Source organism: endosymbiont of Bathymodiolus septemdierum str. Myojin knoll (genome assembly GCF_001547755.1).
Classification (GTDB): domain Bacteria; phylum Pseudomonadota; class Gammaproteobacteria; order PS1; family Pseudothioglobaceae; genus Thiodubiliella.
Window position 1 is genome coordinate 544,557 of record NZ_AP013042.1, and the last position, 23,452, is coordinate 568,008.

24 protein-coding genes and 1 other RNA gene are annotated in these 23,452 nt (G+C 39.3%); 19 read left to right on the plus strand and 6 right to left on the minus strand.

Features of this window, described 5'->3' with window-relative positions; genetic code table 11:
* Position 1: 1 nt before the first annotated feature.
* The 11 genes from lpxC (at position 2) to BSEPE_RS02915 (ending at position 11,197) form a co-directional block, all read left to right on the plus strand.
* Complete coding sequence (lpxC, locus tag BSEPE_RS02865; protein ID WP_066043851.1) at positions 2-919, plus strand: UDP-3-O-acyl-N-acetylglucosamine deacetylase; 918 nt, start codon at positions 2-4, stop codon at positions 917-919.
* Between the two features lie 45 nt (positions 920-964).
* Positions 965-2,698 carry a biosynthetic-type acetolactate synthase large subunit gene (gene ilvB, locus BSEPE_RS02870; RefSeq protein ID WP_066043854.1) on the plus strand — a complete coding sequence of 578 codons (1,734 nt, stop codon included), beginning with the start codon at positions 965-967 and terminating at the stop codon, positions 2,696-2,698.
* Between the two features lie 8 nt (positions 2,699-2,706).
* Positions 2,707-3,189: an acetolactate synthase small subunit gene (ilvN, locus tag BSEPE_RS02875; protein ID WP_066043857.1), complete on the plus strand. Its 483-nt coding sequence runs from the start codon at positions 2,707-2,709 to the stop codon at positions 3,187-3,189.
* A gap of 21 nt (positions 3,190-3,210) precedes the next feature.
* Positions 3,211-4,215 carry a ketol-acid reductoisomerase gene (ilvC, locus tag BSEPE_RS02880; RefSeq protein WP_066043859.1) on the plus strand — a complete coding sequence of 335 codons (1,005 nt, stop codon included), beginning with the start codon at positions 3,211-3,213 and terminating at the stop codon, positions 4,213-4,215.
* A 74-nt stretch (positions 4,216-4,289) separates the two neighbouring features.
* Positions 4,290-5,036 (plus strand): CDP-diacylglycerol--serine O-phosphatidyltransferase, encoded by a 747-nt coding sequence (gene pssA, locus BSEPE_RS02885; RefSeq protein ID WP_066043863.1) that lies wholly within the window; start codon positions 4,290-4,292, stop codon positions 5,034-5,036.
* 176 nt (positions 5,037-5,212) lie between these two features.
* The gene (locus BSEPE_RS02890; protein ID WP_066043866.1) at positions 5,213-6,745 is read left to right on the plus strand and encodes a 2-isopropylmalate synthase; all 1,533 of its coding nucleotides are present in this window, start codon (positions 5,213-5,215) and stop codon (positions 6,743-6,745) included.
* Positions 6,742-7,179: a DNA polymerase III subunit psi gene (locus BSEPE_RS02895; protein ID WP_066043869.1), complete on the plus strand. Its 438-nt coding sequence runs from the start codon at positions 6,742-6,744 to the stop codon at positions 7,177-7,179. The genes BSEPE_RS02890 and BSEPE_RS02895 overlap by 4 nt, the downstream gene beginning before the upstream one ends.
* Entirely contained in the window at positions 7,167-7,871 is a 705-nt protein-coding gene (locus BSEPE_RS02900) for an epoxyqueuosine reductase QueH (RefSeq protein WP_066043872.1), read from the plus strand. The genes BSEPE_RS02895 and BSEPE_RS02900 overlap by 13 nt, the downstream gene beginning before the upstream one ends.
* 65 nt (positions 7,872-7,936) lie before the next feature.
* Entirely contained in the window at positions 7,937-9,721 is a 1,785-nt protein-coding gene (locus BSEPE_RS02905) for an ABCB family ABC transporter ATP-binding protein/permease (protein ID WP_066043873.1), read from the plus strand.
* A gap of 7 nt (positions 9,722-9,728) precedes the next feature.
* The gene (tgt, locus tag BSEPE_RS02910) at positions 9,729-10,832 is read left to right on the plus strand and encodes a tRNA guanosine(34) transglycosylase Tgt (protein WP_066046070.1); all 1,104 of its coding nucleotides are present in this window, start codon (positions 9,729-9,731) and stop codon (positions 10,830-10,832) included.
* A complete protein-coding gene (locus tag BSEPE_RS02915) occupies positions 10,832-11,197 on the plus strand; it encodes a hypothetical protein (protein WP_066043875.1) in 366 nt (121 codons plus the stop codon). Before tgt ends, BSEPE_RS02915 begins: the two co-directional genes overlap by 1 nt.
* Here the strand turns inward: BSEPE_RS02915 and mrdA are convergent.
* From mrdA to BSEPE_RS02935, 4 genes are all read right to left on the minus strand, one after another.
* Entirely contained in the window at positions 11,177-13,021 is a 1,845-nt protein-coding gene (mrdA, locus tag BSEPE_RS02920; protein WP_066043878.1) for a penicillin-binding protein 2, read from the minus strand. The two genes, BSEPE_RS02915 and mrdA, sit on opposite strands and share 21 nt — an antisense overlap.
* Before the next feature lie 51 nt (positions 13,022-13,072).
* The gene (gene mreD / locus BSEPE_RS02925) at positions 13,073-13,546 is read right to left on the minus strand and encodes a rod shape-determining protein MreD (RefSeq protein ID WP_066043881.1); all 474 of its coding nucleotides are present in this window, start codon (positions 13,544-13,546) and stop codon (positions 13,073-13,075) included.
* A 1-nt stretch (position 13,547) separates the two neighbouring features.
* Positions 13,548-14,348 (minus strand): rod shape-determining protein MreC, encoded by an 801-nt coding sequence (mreC, locus tag BSEPE_RS02930; protein ID WP_066043884.1) that lies wholly within the window; start codon positions 14,346-14,348, stop codon positions 13,548-13,550.
* A 189-nt stretch (positions 14,349-14,537) separates the two neighbouring features.
* Positions 14,538-15,569, minus strand: coding sequence for a rod shape-determining protein (locus BSEPE_RS02935; RefSeq protein WP_066043886.1), 1,032 nt, complete (start codon positions 15,567-15,569; stop codon positions 14,538-14,540).
* Between the two features lie 88 nt (positions 15,570-15,657).
* Here BSEPE_RS02935 and BSEPE_RS02940 point away from each other — a divergent pair, with 88 nt between their 5' ends.
* Entirely contained in the window at positions 15,658-17,145 is a 1,488-nt protein-coding gene (locus tag BSEPE_RS02940) for a fumarate hydratase (protein ID WP_066043889.1), read from the plus strand.
* An 18-nt stretch (positions 17,146-17,163) separates the two neighbouring features.
* Here the strand turns inward: BSEPE_RS02940 and BSEPE_RS07980 are convergent, their stop codons facing one another.
* On the minus strand, positions 17,164-17,337 hold the full coding sequence (locus BSEPE_RS07980) for a hypothetical protein (RefSeq protein WP_157059375.1): 174 nt from the start codon (positions 17,335-17,337) through the stop codon (positions 17,164-17,166).
* A gap of 154 nt (positions 17,338-17,491) precedes the next feature.
* Between BSEPE_RS07980 and rnpB the strand changes: the two genes are divergently transcribed.
* From rnpB to BSEPE_RS02975, 7 genes are all read left to right on the plus strand, one after another.
* Positions 17,492-17,832, plus strand: an RNA gene (gene rnpB, locus BSEPE_RS02945) — RNase P RNA component class A.
* A gap of 53 nt (positions 17,833-17,885) precedes the next feature.
* Complete coding sequence (gene rlmD, locus BSEPE_RS02950; RefSeq protein ID WP_066043892.1) at positions 17,886-19,202, plus strand: 23S rRNA (uracil(1939)-C(5))-methyltransferase RlmD; 1,317 nt, start codon at positions 17,886-17,888, stop codon at positions 19,200-19,202.
* Complete coding sequence (locus BSEPE_RS02955) at positions 19,199-19,642, plus strand: L,D-transpeptidase (RefSeq protein ID WP_066043895.1); 444 nt, start codon at positions 19,199-19,201, stop codon at positions 19,640-19,642. The genes rlmD and BSEPE_RS02955 overlap by 4 nt, the downstream gene beginning before the upstream one ends.
* Complete coding sequence (locus BSEPE_RS02960; RefSeq protein WP_066043898.1) at positions 19,642-20,043, plus strand: rhodanese-like domain-containing protein; 402 nt, start codon at positions 19,642-19,644, stop codon at positions 20,041-20,043. The genes BSEPE_RS02955 and BSEPE_RS02960 overlap by 1 nt, the downstream gene beginning before the upstream one ends.
* The gene (locus BSEPE_RS02965; RefSeq protein ID WP_066043901.1) at positions 20,037-21,563 is read left to right on the plus strand and encodes an AmpG family muropeptide MFS transporter; all 1,527 of its coding nucleotides are present in this window, start codon (positions 20,037-20,039) and stop codon (positions 21,561-21,563) included. Before BSEPE_RS02960 ends, BSEPE_RS02965 begins: the two co-directional genes overlap by 7 nt.
* 8 nt (positions 21,564-21,571) lie before the next feature.
* Complete coding sequence (nagZ, locus tag BSEPE_RS02970; protein WP_066043904.1) at positions 21,572-22,558, plus strand: beta-N-acetylhexosaminidase; 987 nt, start codon at positions 21,572-21,574, stop codon at positions 22,556-22,558.
* Positions 22,555-22,833 carry a hypothetical protein gene (locus BSEPE_RS02975; RefSeq protein ID WP_070104555.1) on the plus strand — a complete coding sequence of 93 codons (279 nt, stop codon included), beginning with the start codon at positions 22,555-22,557 and terminating at the stop codon, positions 22,831-22,833. Before nagZ ends, BSEPE_RS02975 begins: the two co-directional genes overlap by 4 nt.
* A gap of 13 nt (positions 22,834-22,846) precedes the next feature.
* Here the strand turns inward: BSEPE_RS02975 and BSEPE_RS02980 are convergent, their stop codons facing one another.
* Positions 22,847-23,407: a DUF2278 family protein gene (locus tag BSEPE_RS02980; RefSeq protein ID WP_066043916.1), complete on the minus strand. Its 561-nt coding sequence runs from the start codon at positions 23,405-23,407 to the stop codon at positions 22,847-22,849.
* Positions 23,408-23,452 lie beyond the last annotated feature (45 nt).

Here is a 23,452-nt window from a genome sequence, read left to right on the forward strand (position 1 = left end):
TATGATTAAACAAAGAACAATCAAAAAATCCGTTAAAGCGCGAGGTATTGGCATTCATAGTGGTAATATCATTAATATGACGCTTATTCCTGCGAAAACCGACCACGGCGTAGTTTTCAGGCGTATGGATGCAGGCGGTAAATTGGTCAGAGCACATAATGCCTTTGTAAATGAGGTGGTATTGTCAACCAGTATCGAGGATGAAGGGGTTAAGATTTCGACGGTTGAGCATTTAATGAGTGCATTTTCTGCACTTGGAATTGACAATGTTTTAGTGGAATTAGATTCATTCGAAGTGCCGATTATGGACGGTTCATCAGCACCGTTTATTTTTTTGGTACAATCGGCGGGGATTGAAGAGCAGGATGAGGCTAAAAAATTCTTTGTCATTAAAGATACAGTGCGGGTAGAAAATAACGGATCTTGGGCGCAAGTGTCACCTTATGAGGGCTTTAAAGTGAGTCTTGAGATTGATTTTAACCACAAGAAAGTAAAAGAAAGCGGGCAAAAACTCAGCATTGATTTTGCGAAAAAATCTTATTTGAAAGAGATTTCTAGGGCGAGAACTTTTGGCTATGCGAAGGATGTGCAAACCTTGCAAGAAAATAACCTAGCACTAGGTGCAAGTATGGATAATGCGATTGCTTTGAGTGACGATGATGTTTTGAATGAGGAGGGGATGCGCTATGAGAATGAATTTGTTAAGCATAAGATTTTGGATATTGTTGGTGATTTGTATTTGCTCGGTGGCAATTTGATTGGACATTATGAGGGTTATAAAACTGGACATTTTCTCAATGACCAATTATTATCAACTATTTTAGATCGACCAGAAACCTGGTCAATTGAGACTTTTAAAACCAAAGATTCACCGATTCAATTCTATTCAGAAGATTGGCAAAATTCACTTAAAACATAGCTACCTTAGGTATAATTCTAAGGTTTTTCCAACTCAACAAAAGCAATGAAGTTAAATGGCGCTCAAATATTGATAAATTGCCTTCAAAGTGAAGGCATTGATCATATCTTTGGCTATCCTGGGGGTGCCGTCTTGCATATTTACGATGCATTGGATGCCTGCATGGAAATTAAGCATATTTTAGTTCGTCATGAGCAGGGTGCTGTGCATGCAGCTGATGGCTATGCGAGAACCAGTGGTAAATGTGGTGTGGCATTGGTAACTTCAGGTCCAGGATTGACTAATGCGGTGACAGGCATTGCTACCGCACATATGGATTCCATTCCAATGGTGGTGATTTCTGGTCAAGTGTCTTCAGCAGTGATTGGCAATGATGCATTCCAGGAAGTTGATGCTGTGGGTATCACGCGTTCTTGTGTTAAACATAATTTTTTGGTGACCAATATTGATGATTTGGCATTGATTGTTAAAAAAGCCTTTTACATTGCTACTACAGGTCGCCCTGGCCCAGTTTTGATTGACATTACTAAAGATACCACGATTGCCACTACGGAATTTTCTGGCTATCCTGAAACCATTGAAATGCGTTCTTATAACCCTAAAATTAAGGTTGAAGCAAGTCAAATTGAAGCGGCAATCGCCTTAATCACACAAGCGAAAAAGCCGATTATTTATTCGGGTGGTGGCAGTGTGATTGGTAATGCCGATGCCGAATTGATTGCTTTTACTAAGCGCACGGGCTTTCCAATTACGCAAACTTTGATGGGTTTGGGTGCATTTCCTGCAACGGATAAACAATCTCTTGGCATGCTAGGGATGCACGGAACTTACGAAGCTAATATGAGCATGCACGATTCGGATTGTATTGTTGCGGTGGGCGCACGATTTGATGACCGTATTACCGGTAATTTAGATTTATTCTGTCCGTATGCGAAGATTATCCATATTGATATTGACCCATCTTCGGTGGGTAAAACCGTAGGTGTTGATGTTGCTATTATTGGGCAAGTAACGGATGCATTAAATGCATTGATGGCTGGCTTGAAAGACAAACAGATGGCAGATATTAGTGCGTGGTGGAAGCAGATTGAAAAATGGCGAGCCGTTGATTCAATGACTTACCAAACCAAAGCAGGCGTAATTAAGCCGCAAAGCGTGATTGAAGCCTTGTATGAAGTGACTAAGGGTGAAGCGATTGTAACTTCTGATGTGGGACAGCACCAAATGTGGGCAGCACAATATTATCCATTTGACAAGCCTCGTCGCTGGATTAACTCTGGTGGTTTGGGCACCATGGGCTTTGGCTTGCCAGCAGCAATGGGTGCGAAATTAGCCCAGCCTGATTTAGATGTAGCGTGCGTTACGGGCGAAGGTAGTATTCAAATGATGACGCAAGAGTTATCAACGATGTTGCAATATAATACACCTGTTAAAATCATTAATTTAAACAATGGCTACTTAGGCATGGTCAGACAATGGCAAGAGTTTTTCTATGAGAAACGCTATTCAATGTCGTATATGGATGCCTTGCCTGATTTTGTTAAATTGGCAGAAAGTTATGGGCATATCGGCATTAAGGTTGAGAAAGAAGAAGATTTAATGCCTGCTTTGAAGCGTGCTTTTGCAGAAAAAAACAGAACGGTATTTTTAGATATTTTAACCGACCCAAGTGAGAATGTGTTCCCAATGATTCCATCTGGCGCAGGGCATCATGAGATGTTGTTGGCAGGGCGTGATGAAATGGCATCAACAAATGACGAGGGGCTGAATTTAGTTTAGAGACATATATGAGACATATTATTTCAATACAATTAGAAAATGAATCGGGTGCATTGTCAAGAGTGGCAGGTTTGTTTTCAGCGCGTGGTTTTAACATTGAGTCGCTTACAGTGGCGCCGACCAACGATGCAACACTGTCTCGTATGACCATTGTTAGTATCGGCGATGATGATATCATTGAGCAAATTGTTAAGCAATTAGATAAGTTAATTGATGTTGTGACGGTGACGAATTTGACTGCGACTGAACATATTGAACGAGAGTTAGCACTGGTGAAAATTGATGTAGATACAAGTACGCAAGCGGATATTGATAAACATATTGATGAATATGCGGGCAAGATAGTGGATGTAAATGAAAATACTTATACCGTGGAAATCGCGGGCAAAAGTCAAAGAGTGAATGATTTCTTAGCATCGCTTGATGCGACGAAAATTTTAGAAGTTTCAAGAACAGGCGTCACTGGCGTTTGTCAGAAAAGAGAATATTAATAAATTAAAGAGGAAATAAAAATGAATAGATATTATGACAAAGATGCGGATTTAAACATTATTAAAGGTATGAAGGTAGCGATTGTTGGCTACGGTTCACAAGGTTATGCACATGCAAACAACTTGAATGACTCAGGTGTTGAAGTGGTAGTGGCATTACGAGAAGGTTCTGCATCAGCGGCAAAGGCAATAGAGTCAGGTTTGGCGGTTAAGTCAGTTGAGGACGCGACTGCATGGGCTGATTTAGTGATGGTGTTGGCACCAGATGAATTCCAAGCGAAAATCTATACAGATGCAATTGAGCCTAACTTACAGCAAGGTGCAACTTTGGCATTTGCACACGGTTTAAATATCCATTTTGAAATGATTAAACCTCGTGCCGATTTGAATGTGATTATGATTGCGCCGAAAGCGCCGGGTCACACCGTGCGCTCTGAGTTTATTAAAGGTGGTGGCATCCCTGATCTAATAGCAGTATTCCAAGACACTTCCGGTAACGCAAAAGAAATCGCATTGTCTTATGCGTCTGCTATTGGTGGCGGTCGTACGGGTATTTTAGAAACTTCATTTAGAGAAGAAACTGAGACTGATTTGTTCGGTGAGCAAGCAGTCTTATGTGGTGGCACAACTGCTTTGGTTCAAGCAGGTTTTGAGACTTTGGTTGAAGCAGGTTATGAGCCAGAAATGGCATATTTTGAGTGCTTACACGAATTGAAATTAATTGTTGATTTGATGTACGAAGGTGGTATTGCTAATATGCGCTATTCAATCTCAAACACGGCAGAGTATGGCGATGTAACTCGTGGTCCGCGTGTTATTACTGCGGATACCAAGGCAGAAATGAAGAAAATATTGACAGAAATTCAAGATGGCTCATTCGCCAAAGAATTTGTTGCCAATGTGGGTGAATTACCTGCACGACGCGATATTCAGCGTCAGCATCAAATTGAAAAAGTGGGTGAATCGTTGCGTTCAATGATGCCTTGGATTTCTAAGAATAAAGTGGTTGACCAAACCAAGAACTAGAAAGACTTAAAAAAACGCTCAACTCAGTTGGGCGTTTTTATTGGAACAAAGTTTAGAACGAGGGAGTGTTTAGAATGGCAGATAAAAAACTGAGAAGAGGGGTGTATTTACTTCCTAATGTTTTAACGACATTTGGACTTTTCTCAGGTTTTTTTGCGATTATTCTAGCAACCAAGGGTCAATATGCGGAAGCGGCAATTGCTATTTTTGTAGCAATGTTGTGGGATGGTTTAGATGGTCGTGTTGCACGAATGACAAATACGCAAAGTGCGTTTGGCGAACAATATGACTCTATGGCAGATATGGTGTCGTTTGGTGTCGCTCCTGCATTGTTAATCTATTTTTGGCAATTTGAAAGCATTGGTAAGATTGGCTGGATAGGGGCTTTCATTTATACGGCTTCTGGTGCGTTGCGTTTGGCGCGTTTTAATACGCAAATCGGTGTTCAAGATAAGCGTTATTTCCAAGGTCTACCCTCACCCGCTGCCGCCGCTTTAATCGCTGGTTTAGTTTGGACCAAAGAAACGATTGGTATTACGCCGTATGACCAGTATTTATTGATCGTCAGTTGGGTCATCTTGGTTGGCGCTGGTGTGTTAATGGTGAGCAATGTTCGCTACGCTAGTTTTAAGGAAATCAATCTAAAGGGCAGGTCGTCGTTTAAGTGGTTGCTGATTGCTATTGCGGTCATTGTTGTAATTACCTTGTGGCCACATACTGTTTTATTTGTATTTTTCTTTATTTATACACTGTCAGGTTTGATTATGACAGTGATTGATGTGCGTAAAAAACGCGCCTTGAAGAAAAAAGCGAGAAGTTAATAAAATTTTCAGTTATAATTCATTTTATGAAAAATCAACACGAATTTTTTAACCCTAAAAACACTCTCCTAGTGTTACGATTATTACCGTAAGGTAATCTATCATCTCGTATTGCTGAAAGGCAAACGCATAAATACATAAGTAACACAACAATAAACGATACAGGAGAGACAAAAATGTCCAACAAACTAATTATTTTTGACACAACACTAAGGGATGGAGAGCAATCCCCTGGGGCGTCAATGACCAAGGACGAAAAAATACGCATTGCCAAAGTGCTAGAAAAAATGCGTGTTGATGTTATTGAAGCCGGATTTGCCATTGCTTCAGTGGGTGATTTTGAAGCGGTTAAAGCTGTTGCTAATATTATTAAAGATTCAACCATCTGTTCGCTCGCCCGTGCATTAGACAAAGACATTGACCGCGCAGGGGAAGCACTTAAAGGTGCTAACTCATCTCGCATTCATACCTTCATTGCCACCAGTGATATTCACATGAAGATGAAACTAAATATGACACCTGACCAAGTGGTAGATCAAGCGGTGCGCGCGGTAACGCGTGCGAGAAACTGGACGGATGATGTAGAATTTTCTCCAGAAGATGCAGGACGCAGTGACGAAGATTTTCTTTGCCGTGTGATTGAAGCGGCAATTAATGCGGGTGCAACCACGATTAACATCCCTGATACCGTAGGCTACAATATGCCACATCAGTTTGGTGAAACTATTAAGAATTTGATTGAGCGCATCCCTAATTCTGACAAAGCAATTTTTTCCGCACATTGTCATAATGATTTGGGACTTGCTGTTGCCAATTCACTCTCAGCAGTATTGAATGGTGCGCGACAAGTAGAATGTACCATTAACGGCTTGGGAGAGCGAGCAGGTAATAGTTCCCTTGAGGAAGTAGTGATGGCAGTGCGCACCCGGCAAGATGTATTTGCTTGCGATACCAATATTGATACAACGCAAATTCTACCGGCTTCTCGTTTAGTTTCAAGTGTAACAGGTTTTATCGTGCAACCAAATAAGGCCATTGTGGGTGCGAATGCCTTTGCTCACGAAGCGGGTATTCATCAAGATGGCGTGTTAAAACACCGTGAGACTTACGAAATCATGCGGGCTGAAGATGTCGGTTGGAATGCTAATCAATTGGTAATGGGTAAGCATTCAGGTAGAAATGCCTTCAAAGTAAGACTAAATGAATTGGGCGTTGAATTTGATTCTGACAAAAGTTTAAATGATTCCTTTACCCGTTTTAAAGAACTGGCTGATAAAAAACATGAAATTTTTGATGAAGATTTGCAGGCATTAGTATCAGAAGCGCAAACTAAAGACCATGAAAGCATTAAATTGATTTCACTTAAGGTGTCTAGTGAAACAGGTGAAAAAAATGCAGCAAAAGTACAGCTTTCCATTAACGGCGAAGAAAAAACAGCCACCGCTAAAACTTCGGGTGCTGTTGATGCGACTTTTAGCGCTATTAGTTCATTGCTTGATACGGATGTTAATTTGCAACTTTATTCAGTCTCTAATGTCACCCAAGGTACTGACGCACTTGGTGAGGTTAGTGTGCGCCTTGAATTCGATGGTCGCATTGTTAATGGACAAGGTGCGGATACTGATATTATTATTGCCAGTGCTAAAGCCTATATTAATGGACTGAATAAATTTTTAGTTGCCACTGACAAAGCGCATCCGCAAGTATGAACCAACGACAACGCAGTGATTATTTAGAAGCACTTGGTGTGCCATATTTTTTATACGCTGACACCGATGTTGCTGGTGCCACTCAAAAAACATCTGCACCCAAGGTATTGGTGAAAATTGATACGCAATGTTTGGTAGTTGAGTCTCAAAATTCACACTCATTCTGTCAAACAGGCAAAACCCAAGATTTTTTATTTAAAATGTTAACTGCAATTGGATTGAAAGTGGACGATGTTCAGTGCGTTAGTACCAATGATTTATCGTCGACATTAGAAAAATATAACGCCAAAACGGTATTGTTGATGGGCAGTAATTTACAGTCATCCTCTACGCAACATTTTAGCACTCATCATCCAAGTGAAATTTTAGCCAAAGAATTTCTTAAGCGAGAGGCGTGGGAAGTATTGAAAAAGGTGCAAGCATGCCTAAAGTAGATTACAGCTTAACGGGCTATAACCGCCCTAAATTGGAAACTCCTAATGGCGAGAAAAAACTATTAATGCATTCTTGCTGTGCTCCTTGTGCAGGTGAAATTATGGAGGCTTTGGCGGCATCTGAAATTGATACGACGATTTTCTTTTATAATCCAAATATTCATCCAAGAGAAGAATATGAATTGCGCAAAGAAGAAAACATTCGTTTTGCCGAAAAATTAGGCATGCCGTTTATTGATGCCGATTATGATAAAGACAACTGGTTTAAGCGTACCGAAGGGCAAGAAAATGCACCTGAACGCGGCGAACGCTGCACCACTTGTTTTGATATGCGTTTTGAAGTTACTGCGCAATATGCTAAGGATAACGGTTTTAATTTAATTTCTTCAACTTTGGGTATTTCTCGTTGGAAAGATATGGATCAAATCAACAACTGCGGCGTAAGAGCCGTTAACCCATTTGAAGGTGTTGCTTATTGGGATTTTAACTGGCGCAAGCAAGGGGGTTCGTCAAGAATGCTAGAATTATCTAAGCGTGAATCGTTCTATCAGCAAGAATACTGCGGTTGTGTTTATTCTCTGCGTGATACTAATCTTTGGCGTGTTTCTCGTGGTAGAGAAAAAATCAAGCGAGGGGTGAAATTTTATAAGCAGGCAATGGATGCGCTTAGTTTAAATAACACCAAAGAATAAATATAAGAGAGCAGCACATTAACTCATCACTTATCAGTGGTCTTCAAGGGCTATTTTAATTAACGATGCACAACATAAACAAACAAACTAAAGCCTACGATTTTAAAACACAAGATATTAAAGTGTTAAAAAAGTTAATGCCTTATTTGTTGAAAATGCGTGCCCGCGTTATTTTAGCGACATTGTTTTTGATTGTTGCTAAATTGGCAAATGTGGCAGTTCCCGTTGCACTTAAAGGTATTGTTGATGCACTTGATAAGCCAGATATTTTGGTTATTCTGCCTTTGGGTTTGTTATTTGCTTATGGGTTGTTACGCTTAAGCAGCGCCTTGTTCAACGAGTTACGCGACGCTGTGTTTGCCCGTGTGCGTTATCATGCAATGCATTTGATTGCCTTAGGTGTTTTTAAGCACTTACATACTTTAGATTTGTCTTTTCATTTAGACCGTCGAATTGGCGGCATTACTCGTGATATTGACCGTGGCACGCAAAGTGTTTCCACGCTGTTATCAATTTTTGTCTTTAATATCATCCCTTCATTTTTTGAGATTGCGATGGTGGTCGGTTTATTGTGGCTAAATTACGATGTGTTTTTTGCAGGGATTTCGTTAGCAACGGTATCATTTTATATTGCATTGACTTTGGCAATCACTACTTGGCGGATGAAATATCGCTATGAAATGAATGATATGCAATCCGAAGCAAATACCAATGCGGTGGACAGTTTAATTAACTATGAAACGGTGAAGTATTTTAATCGTGAGGCTTTTGAAGTTAGTCGTTATGACAAAACCATGGGTCGCTGGGAAGAAGTTGCTACCAAGAGTTTTACTTCGATGACCGCATTGAATTTTGTGCAGTCTAGTGTGATTGCTGTGGGTGTGACGATTATTTTAATTATGGCAGCGCAGGGTGTGGTCGATGAAAAACTAGGCTTGGGAGATATGATTATGATTCAAGCCTTGTTGTTGCAATTATTTTTGCCACTCGGTTCTTTGGGTATTGTTTATCGACAAATTAAACATAACTTTATCGATATGAACAATCTGTTTGATTTATTGGACCGTAATGCGAAAGTTAAGAGTGTTAAAAATGCGCCATTGTTAGAATTGGGTCGAGGAAAAGTTGAATTTAAACAGGTTTCTTTTGCCTATGAAAATAAAGACAAAACCTTAAAAAAAGTTAGTTTCACTATTTTACCCGGTAAAAAAGTTGCGATTATTGGGCAGTCAGGGTCGGGTAAATCTACTTTGGCTAAATTATTATTTAGGTTTTACGATGTCAATAGCGGTGAAATTTTAATTGATGGTCAAGATATTAGAGCTGTCGACAAAGATTCAGTGCAATCCATTATTGGTGTGGTACCACAAGATACAGTGATGTTTAATGAGAGTATTTATTACAACATTGCCTACGGTAAAGAGGGTGCAGCCAAGGAAGAGGTAGAGGCCGCTGCGAAGGCAGCATTCATCAGTGATTTTATCGCAGACTTGCCCAAGGGTTACGATACTATGGTTGGCGAACGCGGATTAAAATTATCAGGCGGTGAAAAACAACGGATGGCAATTGCCAGGGTTCTGCTTAAAAATCCACCAATTTTGATTTTTGATGAGGCTACTTCAGCCCTAGATTCTTATTCGGAAAAGAAGGTGCAAAAAGCCTTAAAAGAACTCGGTAATAAACACACGATTTTAGTGATTGCACATCGTCTTTCTACCATTATTGATGCCGATAAAATTATTGTCTTAGATAATGGTATGATTCTGGAGCAAGGTACACATGATGAACTGTTGGCAATAAAGGGAAAATATGCACAACTTTGGCAAATACAATCAAACAAGAGCAAATAAGGTAAAAATGAAGTTTAATTTAAAAAATACCAACGAAAGAGCGCGCCGTGGCACTCTAATTTTTGAACGAGGTGAAGTGGAAACGCCTGCCTTTATGCCAGTAGGTACTTATGGTACGGTAAAAGCCATGACACCAGAAGAAGTACAAGAGTTAGGTGCGCAAATCATTCTTGGCAATACCTTTCATTTAGCGATCACACCTGGTATGGAGGTAATTAAAGCCCATGGTGATTTACATAATTTTATGCATTGGCAAGGTCCAATTTTGACAGATTCAGGTGGTTTTCAAGTGTTCAGTTTGGGTGATATGCGTAAAATCAGTGAAGCAGGTGTGGAATTTCGTTCCCCTAAAAATGGTGATAAAATCTTTATGGGTCCAGAGGAATCTATGCAGATTCAGTATCAATTAAACTCAGACATTGTGATGATTTTTGATGAGTGTACGCCTTACCCTGCGGATAAAGTCACTGCCGATAAATCCATGCAACTATCCTTGCGTTGGGCGCAACGCTCAAAGGACGAACACAAAAAACTGGATAATAAAAATGCTTTATTTGGTATTGTACAAGGTGGTATGTTTGAGGATTTACGCTCGCAATCAGCAACAGCTTTGATGGGTATTGGTTTTGATGGTTATGCGATTGGTGGGTTGAGCGTAGGCGAGCCAAAGGAAGAAATGATTAAGGTATTAGATTATTTACCTAAACAACTGCCAGCAGATAAGCCAAGATATTTAATGGGTGTTGGCACACCGAGTGACCTGGTAGAAGCCGTTGAACGGGGTATTGATATGTTTGATTGCGTGATGCCAACGCGTAACGCACGCAATGGCTATATGTTCACTTCAACGGGCATTGTTAAAATTCGCAATGCACAATATAAATTAGACACAGGTCCTGTTGATGGTCGCTGTGGTTGTTATACTTGCAAAAACTATACGCGTTCTTACTTGCACCACTTGCAACGAAAAAACGAGATTTTAGGTGCAAGACTTAATACTATCCATAACTTACATTATTACCAAGATTTGATGCAAGGCATGCGTGATGCGATTGAAAACAACACCTTTTCAGAATTTAAACAAACCTTTTATGCGCAACAAAAAGCATAATGAGTAAGCGATTATTATTTTTTGTTGATGAGGGCGGTTTTGATGATTTCACACCTTTATTTCAGCAGTTGGGTTTTACTGTAGATTTTGAAGATTCTCAAAGAAAAGCGACCAAATTAGCCAAGAAAAATCAATACGCCGTCTTGGTCGCTGAATTTAGTCACAATCCAGAGTTCCGTGACCGCGTCAGTAATATCGAATCTTTATTGGCAACTTTAGAAGGCAGCTCACCCGATGCTAGGATTATCATTTTGTACGATGAAATCAACCAACCGCAACTAGAGCAACTCAAAGCACGCTATAAAATGGATAAAACGCTGTCTTTTCCAATTCAAGAGGTGCAGTTACAAAGCAGTCTTGGCTAATTTTTTAAAGTAAACATCCAAGACTTTTTTAGCAAGTGGTGCTGCTTTTGCGCTACCACTGCCCGCATTTTCTACAATGACAGCAATTGCAATCTTAGGGTTTTCAATCGGCGCAAAGCCCGTGAACAAAGCATGGTCTCGCAAACGCTCATCTAGATTAGCTGCAATGTATTGCTCCTCTGCATCTAAACCAAACACTTGGGCGGTACCCGTTTTTCCTGCCAGGGTATATTTCAATGCTTTGTTTAATCTTCTACCTGTACCTCTTGGTGAGTAGATAGTTTGTCTCATACCATCAATCACAGTTTCCCAATTGTGGATATCTTTAATTGGGATTTGTTGTTTAGATCCTCTTTTACTTTCTTTAGCTGCTTCGCCAGGAATTTGAAGACTTTTTAATACTTTCGGTTGAATAAGCACACCTTTGTTGGCTAATGCGGCAGTAGCAACTGCAAGTTGTAGCGGGCTAGAGGTCATAAATCCTTGTCCGATACCGGTAATTAAAGTTTCACCCCGGTACCAGGGTTCATCCTTGTTGACTTTTTTCCAGGATTTTGAAGGCAAGATGCCGCTACGCTCCCCAGGGATATCAACCCCTGTTTTCTTGCCAAAATTAAAGAGCGCCAATCCATCGTGTAAGTCATTAATCCCCATTTTATCGGCCAATTCATAAAAGAACACATCACAAGATTGCGCAATAGAATCCTTAACATCAACAACACCATGCCCGCTACGCTTCCAGTCGTTAAATTTCCGTTTTACATTGGGTAGTTTAAAGAATCCAGGGCAGTAAGATTCGCTATGTGCAGTAATTTTCCCTTGCTCAAGCCCTGCAAGTGCAACCATTGGCTTAATAGTTGACCCTGGTGGATACAAACCTTGAATGGCGCGATTAAACTGTGGAATGTCTTTTGAGTTTTGCAGCTTCTGATAATCTTTATGCGAGATGCCATGCACAAACCAGTTGGGATTGTAGACGGGGGTGCTCACCATGACTAATACTTCGCCATTCGTCGTATCAACGACCACAATTGATCCGCGTTTACCTTTGAGCAAGGACTCCGCTTTTTTCTGCATCTCTAAATCAATGCTTAAATACAAGTCCACACCTTTTTGCGCTTCTTTAATTACTTTGGTATTAATGATTCGACCAGTAACATTGCGTTCAATTTGTTTTTTCCCACTTTTTCCATGTAACAAAAGTTCATATTGTTTTTCAATGCCTGTTTTTCCGACAAAAGAAGTGCCAATATAATCTTTCTTATTGTAAAGTTTTTTATCTTTTTTGTTCATTCTAGATACATAACCCACAACATGAACACTGGATTCATTATTAGGATAAACCCGATGAAAATAAGGTTCAATATCAATACCAATAAAGGAATTACTGACCAAAAATTCTGCTACTTGTTCTTCGTTGAGTTTGTACTTCAAAGGGATGTTGTGGAATTTTTTGTAACGCCCTCTATGTTTATTAAAAGTAGCGATGTCATTGTCATTGATTAGTTTTTGCTGTTTGAGTGCTAACAAAGTTTTAGGAATATCTTTGGTTTTTTCAGGTGTTAGTGTCAATTGATAAGCAAGTTGATTGCCAGCAAGAATTTTGCCATTGCGATCAAAAATATTACCCCGTGTTGGTGCGATTGACAATGTGCGCATTTGATTACCAAGGGATTCCTCAGTGTAATATGAGTAATTTATGATTTGCAGGTTGAAAAGTCTTGATATTAAGACGCCAGTTAAAACAAGGATAAAAACAATGGATAAAATTATCCTATTAGAAAAAATTTTATTTTCTAGTGGAGTATTGCTGATTTTATCCATATTTATTTACAAGGGAGGTTACGCATTGCAAGGTTCTCATTGTATACTGGCTTAATGCTTGCATTTTGAAAGCAATAATTGCACTAGTGGCCAAAGTAGTGCACCAGTAAATGGCGTGAGTAAGAGATAGTAATTAAAGTCGAAACTTTGTGTAGATAGATCATGCACTAGTAGCAATATACCTAAATAAATACTTGATGCTACAAAAAGGTAAATCTGTTGTGTGGTGATATTGGAAACAACAAGAGACTGTTGAATTTTGATAATGAAGGCGGAACTTAAGATAAGTGCTAGAGCATTTTGACCTAAGATGTCCCCATGCAATATGTCAATTAAAACGCCCAATGTTAAGGCAATAAAAAACTGCCCGTGTGTCTTAAAGCAAATTAACCAATAACTAAAAAATAATAACATCGTAAAAGGCATAACATTCAAAAGAATTTCTGGCAAGGGGAGGGTGTTTATAATTAATGCAAATAAAGTAATTTTTATTAGGAAAATGTAAGGTCTTTGAGCGTGTGGCATTCTAGTTTACCTTTTTATTGATTAAAACAAATTCCAACTGTTGTACGCTTTGGATGGGCGTTAATTCAATTTGTAAAAAAGGGTTGTCCACTTGATTTTCTATATGAGTGACGCGACCTACTGGATACCCTGCAGGGAATTTTGAGCCAATTGCACTGGTTAAGAATATATCACCAACTTTGACATCTAACCCTAACTCAATGAAGCGCAATTTTAGCTTACCTTGCCGTGAAGCCATGCCTTTAGTAATGCCACGAATGCCATTGCGATTATTTTTCACAGGGATGTGTTGCGTAGGGTCGGTAATCAACAAAACAGTTGAATAAAAGGGCGTTACCTGATTTACCTGCCCAAGTACACCATCAGAACCAAGTGCAATTTGACCTTTTTCAATGTTGTCCATGCTACCTTTGTCAATAACGATTTGTTTTTTTAGCCGTGATTGATTCATAGCGCTAACCCGTGCTAATACAAAGGCAGTCTTATCAAGTTGATATTTGGATTTCAGTAAATTATTGAGTTTTTGATTTTCCAATAATAAGGCATCATGATCTTGCAAGTCAATTTTCAAGCGTAGCAGTTCCGCACTTAGTCGTTTGTTTTGGTTTAATAAATGCTGTTTGCTTGTCCCTTGCTCATTAATCCAAATAAAGATTTGAGAGGGTAAACTAGACAGTAAATAGAGTGGTGATATCAATTTAGCAACAGATTGTTTAGCGCTGTCTAAATAAGAAAATTTATAATCAGAAAAGATTAAAAAAATTGAAATCAAAACAGGTATAAAAAGTTTTAGAAATTGCATGACTTAGGAGACTGTTGAATGTAAAAAGTGTGATTTATAAAATAGTGCTATTTTCATCAAAAAATGAGAAGAATAGCCAATTATTTGCCGAATTTTTAGGCGGAAATAGTGCATTTTATGCGCTTTATAAATTGTACTTTTTATATTCAACAGTCTCCTTGGGCGCCTATCTTGATATTTAAACAGAGCTTATTCTGACGATAAAAAACCCACATCGTGCTTGTTAATCGTTTGTAGTGCAACACCGCCACCGCGAGCAACGCAAGTTAGCGGGTCATCAGCAATACGCACTGGTAGGTTGGTTTCTTCGTTAATTAATTTGTCCAAACCATCTAATAACGCACCACCACCGGTTAATACCAAACCGTTTTCTGCGATGTCGGAACTTAATTCAGGCGGTGTTTGTTCGAGTGCAACTCTAACAGCGCCAACAATAGTTGCCAGGGGTTCTTGTAAGGCACCTCTGATTTCTGTATTGGTTATCTCAAAGCCAACTGGAATGCCTTTGGCGACATCTCTACCTCTGAACTCCACCTTTTTAATGGCACTTGTGGTAAAGGCTGAACCCACTTCTTGCTTAATTTTTTCCGCAGTAGATTCACCGATAATAATACCGTGCTCTCTGCGTACAAATTTAATAATACAATCGTCAAACACATCGCCACCAACACGCAGTGAATCAGAATAAACAATACCATTTAACGACATAATTGCAATTTCTGTTGTGCCGCCGCCAATATCGACCACCATCGTACCTGAAGCTTCTTCAATTGCCATGCCTGCGCCGAGTGCGGCAGCCATCGGCTCTTCAATCAGATAAACATCACGAGCGCCCGCACCAACGGCACTTTCTTTGATTGCACGGCGTTCAACTTGGGTTGCACCACAAGGTACACAAATCAATACTTTAGGACTTGGTGAAAAGAATCCAGCATTCAGTACTTTTTTAATAAAGTGTTGCAGCATTTTCTCTGTGATTTTGAAATCTGCAATGACACCATCTTTCATTGGGCGAATTGCTTCGATTGAACCAGGTGTCCTACCTAACATATTTTTAGCATCTTGACCCACTGCAATGACGGTTGCTTCTGTTGCTCTTTTATCGTGATGGATGGCAACAACAGAAGGTTCGTTAAGTGCAAGTTCGCCGTTCATAAAAATAAGTGTATTAGCAGTACCAAGGTCGATAGAAAGGCTTTGTGATTTGAAAAAATTAAACATAAAAACTCCGCTTAGACAATAGATTAAATAAAAAGAGATATAATACTATAAATAGGCAGTAATTTCTTAACAAAATTTAGATAAAAATATGAAAATTCAACAACAAGATATTATCGAAAGCATCGCCAACGCATTGCAATATATTTCTTATTATCACAGTCCTGATTTTATTCAGGCAATGACCAATGCATACGAAAAAGAAACACATAAAACTGCCAAAAACGCCATCGCTCAAATCCTTATTAATTCAAAAATGGCAGCCATTGGTCAACGCCCTTTATGTCAAGATACAGGCATCGTCAATGTCTTCGTTGAAGTGGGTATGGATATCACTTGGGAAGCTGATTTATCTTTGGAGGAAATGATTAACGAAGGTGTCAGGCAAGCCTTTACCAATATCAAAAACCCGTTGCGTGCCTCAATTGTCGAAGACCCTTTGTTTGCTAGGCGTAATACCAAGGACAACACGCCTGCTGTTATTCACATGAAAGTTGTTAAAGGTGATAAGCTCGATTTCATCGTCGCCGCCAAAGGCTGTGGGTCAGAAAACAAAGCCAAATTCACCGTCCTACAACCCGACGATAATGTTAGTGATTGGATAATAAAAACGATTCCAACCATGGGCGCTGGTTGGTGTCCACCAGGTGTTATTGGTATCGGTGTTGGTGGCACTGCTGAAAAAGCCATGCTCATGGCAAAACAAAGTCTAATGGAGCCAATCGATATTACGGAAGTCGCACAAAAATCTAACCCAACTAACATTGAAAGAATGCGCTTAGAATTGATGGATAAAATCAATAATCTTGGTATCGGTGCTCAAGGGCTAGGCGGACTCACTACTGTCTTAGATGTTAAAATTAAAGACTATCCGACTCACGCTGCCTCTCAAGCCGTCGCCATGATTCCAAACTGTGCTGCCACCCGTCATCTGCATTTTTCTATGAATGGTTCAGGTATTGCAGACTTGCCAGTAGTGGATATGAGTATGTATCCAAAATTAGAAATCGATTATTCCCAATACCAAAAAATTGACTTAAATACCCTAACTAAATTGCAAATGAACGATTGGCAAGTTGGTGATACTTTACTACTTTCAGGTACGATTATTACCGGCAGGGATGCTGCACACAAACGCCTAAATGAGATGATAAATAATGGCGAAGGGCTACCAAAAGGCGTCAATTTTGACAATAAATTTATTTATTATGTTGGTCCAGTCGATGCTGTTGGCGATGAAGTTATTGGTTCTGCAGGTCCAACTACTGCTACGCGTATGGATAAATTCACTGATATGATGTTAGAAAACACAGGTATTTTAGGTATGATTGGCAAAGCTGAACGCGGTGAAAGTACTATTCAAAGTATCAAAAAACATAATGCCAGTTATCTAATTGCTGTTGGCGGCGCTGCCTATCTGATTTCTAAATCTATTAAAAAAGCCAAAAAAATTGCTTTTAAAGAAATGGGCATGGAGGCTATTTATGAATTTGAGGTTAAAGATATGCCAGTAACCGTTGCAGTGGATTCTCAGGGTGAGAATATTCACGCTATTTTTAAAAATTTATCAAATACCTGATCAGTCCAACTGGTTATTTTAAGCGTCATCCATGCCAGGAATAAATATAGTTTCTATTTCTACTTTTTTAACGCGTGGGTCGCAGCCACCTGCTTCCATACGCATCTGAATGCGCTCAGCACATTCATTTAAATCTTCACATTGAAATACTATTTTTTCTGTTATTTCGTTTTCTTCTAAATATATAGTCATTCTTGCGCTTGAAAATGCAAATTGACTTAGGGAGATTATGATTAGGGTTAATATTGTTTTTTTCATTTTGTACCTTAGTTTTTATGAAATATATTATAACATTATAATACTCTAATATATAAATAATTAAACAATAAAATGTTATAATTACCCCGAAGTTGGTCGGATAGTCGCTGGTAGTTTTCTATCAGAGGAAAGTCCGGGCTCCATAGAGCAAAGTGCTAGTTAACGACTAGGTATGGTGACATAATGGAAAGTGCTGCAGAGATTTAGACTACCCATTAACTGGGAAAAGGTGAAAAGGTGCGGTAAGAGCGCACCGCGCAACTGGTGACAATTGTGGCAAGGTAAACCCCACTTGGAGCAAGCTCAAATAGGCTGCCATTGGTGCTGCTCGCACAAGGTAGCGGGTAGAGTGCTAAAGCATACTGGTAACAGTATGCGTAGATGAATGACTATCGATAACAGAACCCGGCTTATAGACCGACTTCCCTTTTTTTTTGACAAAATACAAAATTATTTAAGTAGAAGTCTCTACTATAAAGACCATGGGCAGAAGCAGAAAATTAAAGTTAAAAACTTACGAACTAGAGATTGAATCACTTTCCCATGAGGGACGAGGGATTGCACACTTAGAGGATAAGGTGATTTTTGTAAGTGGCGCACTACCGGGGGAACGAGTGATTGCGGATAGGTGTTTTTCACGAGCGAAGTTTGAGGAGGCGGATGTAACAAAGGTTTTGGTGGCGTCAGAGAAGCGAATTGATCCGAAATGTGCGGTATTTGGAATTTGTGGTGGCTGTTCATTTCAGCATTTGTCCAGTGGTGATCAGATTGAGGCTAAATGGGAATGGCTAAAGGATGCATTTTCTTCTCAGGCAAAAGTTAAGCCAAAGAATTGGTTAGAGCCTTTACAGGTACAAGATTGGGGCTATCGTCGTAAGGCAAGGATGGGTGTGCGGTTTGTTGTAAAGAAGGATAAAGTTTTGGTGGGCTTTCGTGAGAAAAAATCGGGCTGGATTGCAAATATGGACCGATGCGAGATTATGCATCCTTCGATTGGTGAGCACCTGGTGGCGCTAGGTGAGTGCATTAAAAAATTGTCAATAAAATCGCAGATTCCACAGTTGGAGGTGGCAGTTTCAGAGAGTGACACAGTATTAATTTTGCGACATTTAGCCCCTTTGACGGCGGAAGATGAACAGATATTGTCAGATTGTGAAAAGCAATTAAACATCATTTTTTATACGCAAAGTGGTGGCGAAAATACAGTGAAACCGTTGAATAAGACAGCTATTTTGACTTATTCTCATCCTGAGTATAATATTATTATGGCATTTTTACCGACAGATTTTACCCAGGTAAATTTTCTACTCAATCAAAAAATGGTATCGTTGGCGATGGATATGTTGGCATTAAATGACAACGATGAAGTTATTGACTTGTTTTGCGGATTGGGGAATTTCACTTTACCGATGGCGCGTTATGCAAAACATGTCGTGGGCGTTGAAGGTGATGCAGGGCTGATTGAGCGGGCGAAGGAAAATGCGAAAAAAAATAACATCTCAAATGCGGATTTTTACAAGGCAGATTTGTTTAAAGAAGTTGATGGTTTTGAGTGGTTTCGTGGCAAAACTTACAACAAAGCCTTGATTGACCCTGCGCGTTCTGGGGCAATTGAAATTGTGGAATTATTACCAAAATTAGGTGTTGAACGCTTGGTTTATGTATCGTGCAATCCTGCGACTTTAGCGCGAGATACTGAGAAATTAATTGAAATTGGCTACAAATTAGAAACCGCAGGCGTTATGGATATGTTCCCGCAGACGGCGCATGTTGAATCTATTGCATTGTTCACAAAATGATTGAAATCAATATAGCCCAACAAACCTTAAATTTTAAGGGTGAAACTTATTCGATTAGCACTGCTAAAAATGGAATAGGCGAAAAAGAAGGGTCGTTTTGCACGCCGACTGGGCGGTTTAAAGTCGCTGAGAAGATTGGTGATGGGCTTGAAGTAGGGGCGGTTTTGGCTGGTAGAGTAGCAACGGGAGAGGTTTTCTCTCAGGCATTATTGACAAAGAACCCTGATCGAGATTGGATTTTGACGCGTATTCTTTGGTTGGATGGCGTTGAAAAACACAATCAAAACACCAAAGAGCGTTATATTTACATCCATGGTGCACCTGATGAGGCTTTGATGGGAGTGCCAGAGTCAAAGGGCTGTATTCGTATGCATAATAAAGAATTGATTGAATTATTTGATGCAGTTCAGGTTGGTGAAAAAGTCGTTATAATTAAGTGATGAACGAATTAATACAATACTTTCCAAAAAAAGCCTATGAACGCCTACAGTCCAATCAAGATGCTGTTTTGATTGATGTGCGCTGTGAGGCAGAAAATAAATTTGTCGGCAGGCCGTTGAACTGTATTTTTGTACCTTGGGTTGATGAGCCTGATTGGGCGCCACATGCTGATGAATTTATTGCTGCCGTTCAGCGTTTTGGCTGTCAATTAGAGACAGAAATTATCTTAATTTGTCGCAGTGGCTATCGTTCTACTGATGCAGGGCAGTGTTTAATCAATCACGGTTTTACTAGTGTAGCACATGTGGTTAGTGGCTTTGAGGGCGACCTTGATGAAAATAATCAGCGTGGCAATATCAATGGCTGGCGACATGATGGAATGGAGTGGGAACAATGTTAAGTAGTTATGTAGACGGTATTAAAATGTTTGTTCATCCGCGAGTGATGACAATGTTGTTTCTGGGTTTTTCTGCAGGTATTCCTATTTTGCTGATATTTTCCACGCTGGGCTTGTGGCTGAATGAGGCGGGTGTTGCTAAATCAGCAGTAACTTATTTTTCATGGGCAGCATTAGGTTATTCTTTTAAGTTTGTGTGGGCACCTTTGGTGGACCGTTTACCTTTGCCTATTTTAACCAAAACATTAGGGCGTCGTCGTGCTTGGATGTTGGTATCGCAGTTGAGTATTATTGGGGCTATTTTATTAATGTCATCTGTTGACCCTAAAATGGGAGGAAATAGTCTGGAAATGATGGCTTATGGTGCGGTGTTACTAGGTTTTTCATCAGCAACCCAAGATATTGTAATCGATGCTTACCGTATTGAATCGGCCGATAAAGAGATGCAGTCAATGCTGTCTGCTACTTATATAGCAGGTTATCGAATTGGGATGCTGGTGGCAGGTGCAGGCGGTTTACTGATTGCTAGTTATCTAGGCTCGACAAAAATGCTTTATAGTTATGAGGCATGGTCTGGTGCTTATAAGGTAATGGCAGTGGTAATGCTGATTGGTGTTGCAACGACATTGATTATTGGTGAGTCAAAATCCAAACGCATAGAAACTGAATATACAACACAAGATTATGTGCGATTTTTTTTGTTATTTTTATTTGTTGTTGCTACATTTATTTTGACATTTATTACTACAGCAGATTTGGTAAAAACGGCTAAACACACACTAAATGAATTTTTTAACAACAAGCCCCTTGCTGGATTTATTATGGGTGTGCTACGCTTAGGAGTAGCATTAGTTGGTGCGTATGTGTCGGCACGAATATTGATTACACTTAATGTTGTTAATCAATCAATGGTAAGCGATACTTATATTGACCCTATTAAAGACTTTTTTAATCGCTATGGAATGAGTACGGCTTTGTTATTATTGGCGGTGATTGGTTTGTATAGAGTGAGTGACATTGTAATGGGCGTTATCGCGAATATTTTTTATCAAGATATGGGTTTCAGCAAAGTTGAAATTGCCACAATTGCTAAAACTTTTGGCTTATTTATGACGATTGCTGGTGGGTTTATTGGTGGCGTAGTAGCACTTAGAATTGGTGTGTTTAAGGTGCTATTCTTAGGAGCATTATTGTCATCAATCACTAATTTATTATTTATTGTATTGGCAAATATAGGGCATAATATTGCGTGGTTGTATGTAACGATTAGTATGGATAATTTATCTGCTGGTCTTGCTGGTGCTGCGTTTATTGCTTTTTTATCCAGCCTAACCAATGTAAAATTTACCGCTGTTCAGTATGCAATATTTTCATCTTTAATGACACTGTTACCGAAAATATTCGGTGGTTATTCAGGTACATTAGTTGAGCAATTTGGCTATAGTGAATTTTTTATAATTACCACGCTCATTGGCGTACCAGTGCTGTGGCTAGTCTATAAAGTAAAGCCCTATATTAATTAGAGGAATCAATGAAAAAATTAGGCTCAATAATGATGGATGTGTCAGGTTTGACACTCACAGAAGTAGAAAAAGCACAACTCGCAAAGCCGAGTATTGGCGGTGTGATTTTATTCTCTCGTAATTTTGCAGACATTCACCAAGTAACAGCATTGATTAAATCTATGCGTTTGGCAAATCAAAATCTATTAATTTGTGTCGATCATGAAGGTGGTAGGGTGCAACGCTTTAAAGAAGGCTTTACCCATCTTCCAGCGATGGCAAAACTTGGTGAAGTTTATGACCAAAATCCAGACTTAGCCTTAGAACAAGCACATTCTTGTGGTTTCGTTTTGGCGGCAGAACTATTAGCCATCGACATTGATTTTTCTTTTGCGCCTGTGTTGGATTTAGACCATGGTAATTCTTTAGTGATTGGCGATAGAGCTTTTCATTCCAACCCTGATGCGGTGGTTAAGTTGGCAGGTGCGTTGATTACAGGCATGCACGAAGCAGGGATGAAGTGCGTAGGAAAACACTTCCCCGGACACGGTTTTGTGGTAGCAGATTCACACTTGGATTTGCCAATTGATGAGCGCTCGATGGAAGAAATTGCTCAGGATATGTCAATTTTTAAAGACTTGACCAATCACGGCTTAGATGCAGTAATGCCAGCACATGTGGTATATTCTGAAGTGGATGATAAGCCAGCAGGTTTTTCATCAAAATGGATTAAAGAGATTTTGCAAGCACAACTTGGTTTTAATGGCGTGGTGTTTAGCGATGATTTGTCAATGCAAGGTGCATATTTTTACAAAGATATTGTTAAACGCGTGAAAGTATCGCTCGAAAGTGGATGTGATATGGTGCTCATTTGTAATCATCCTGAATTGGTGAAAAAAGTCATTGATAAAGAATGGTCAGGTAGCGAAAAATTGCAATCAATGAAAGGTTATCTCACTGATGGGTATAAAATAGCACTTGAAATTCATCAACAAGCTATTCGGGAATTATTATGAGTAAAAAAACTCCAGATTTTGAAATCCGCTTACTAAGTGCTGTCCGAAAAACCCTAATTTCCATCGCAAAAGACACAATGACCAAGCCAGGTATGCGTCATCCACTGACAGAACAAACGCAAAAAATGATTACCGATTGTTTAGATATTGTCGTTTCCAGACAAGTGGCAATTGAAAAAGACAGCGGCACACACACCAAAATGAAACCTGTTTACACCGATGAACAAACGGTGCAAAGCGTTTCTGTTGACGAGCTAAAGAAAACTTTGAACTAGATTAAGAGTGTTATTACGAGGCAAGCACTTGAATGTGAAAATGAAAAAATAAACCCTCATATTTATCGTTAATTGCATCATATAAAACTAAAGCACCATCTTGATAAGGTGTTTCTGGTTGGCTTGGGTAACCTTGATTCATATGTATATCATGTATTCCACCAGGAAAACGAGAACCATAGGCGATTAATCTAGAACCATTTTGAGCGTCAATATAAGGTTTAATTATTTTTATTATAGTGTTGCTTAAGTCCTCTTTAGATGCTTTAGAAAATTGTTTTTTACTAACAAAACCACCTCTAATATAATCCAACGCCCCTGATTCTTTGGTTGTTTGTAAATTACAAGCACCATTTTTTATCGTTGCTAAATGACTTAAAAAGTCAGCTGTTAAGTCTTTAATATGAGCAAAGAAAACTTCAGATTTATCATAATCCTCTATATTGACTGCTATTTTAAAAGGGTCTCCATCGTTGTTTTTGACATAAATATATAAATGTGGATGCGTCCCTTTTTCAAAATCTTTTAAAGGTATTCCAGCAATCAAACCGTAGTGAATATTAGAGTAAGACATAATTTTATTCCTATAAAAAAACTTCATATGAGTATACCAGAGTCT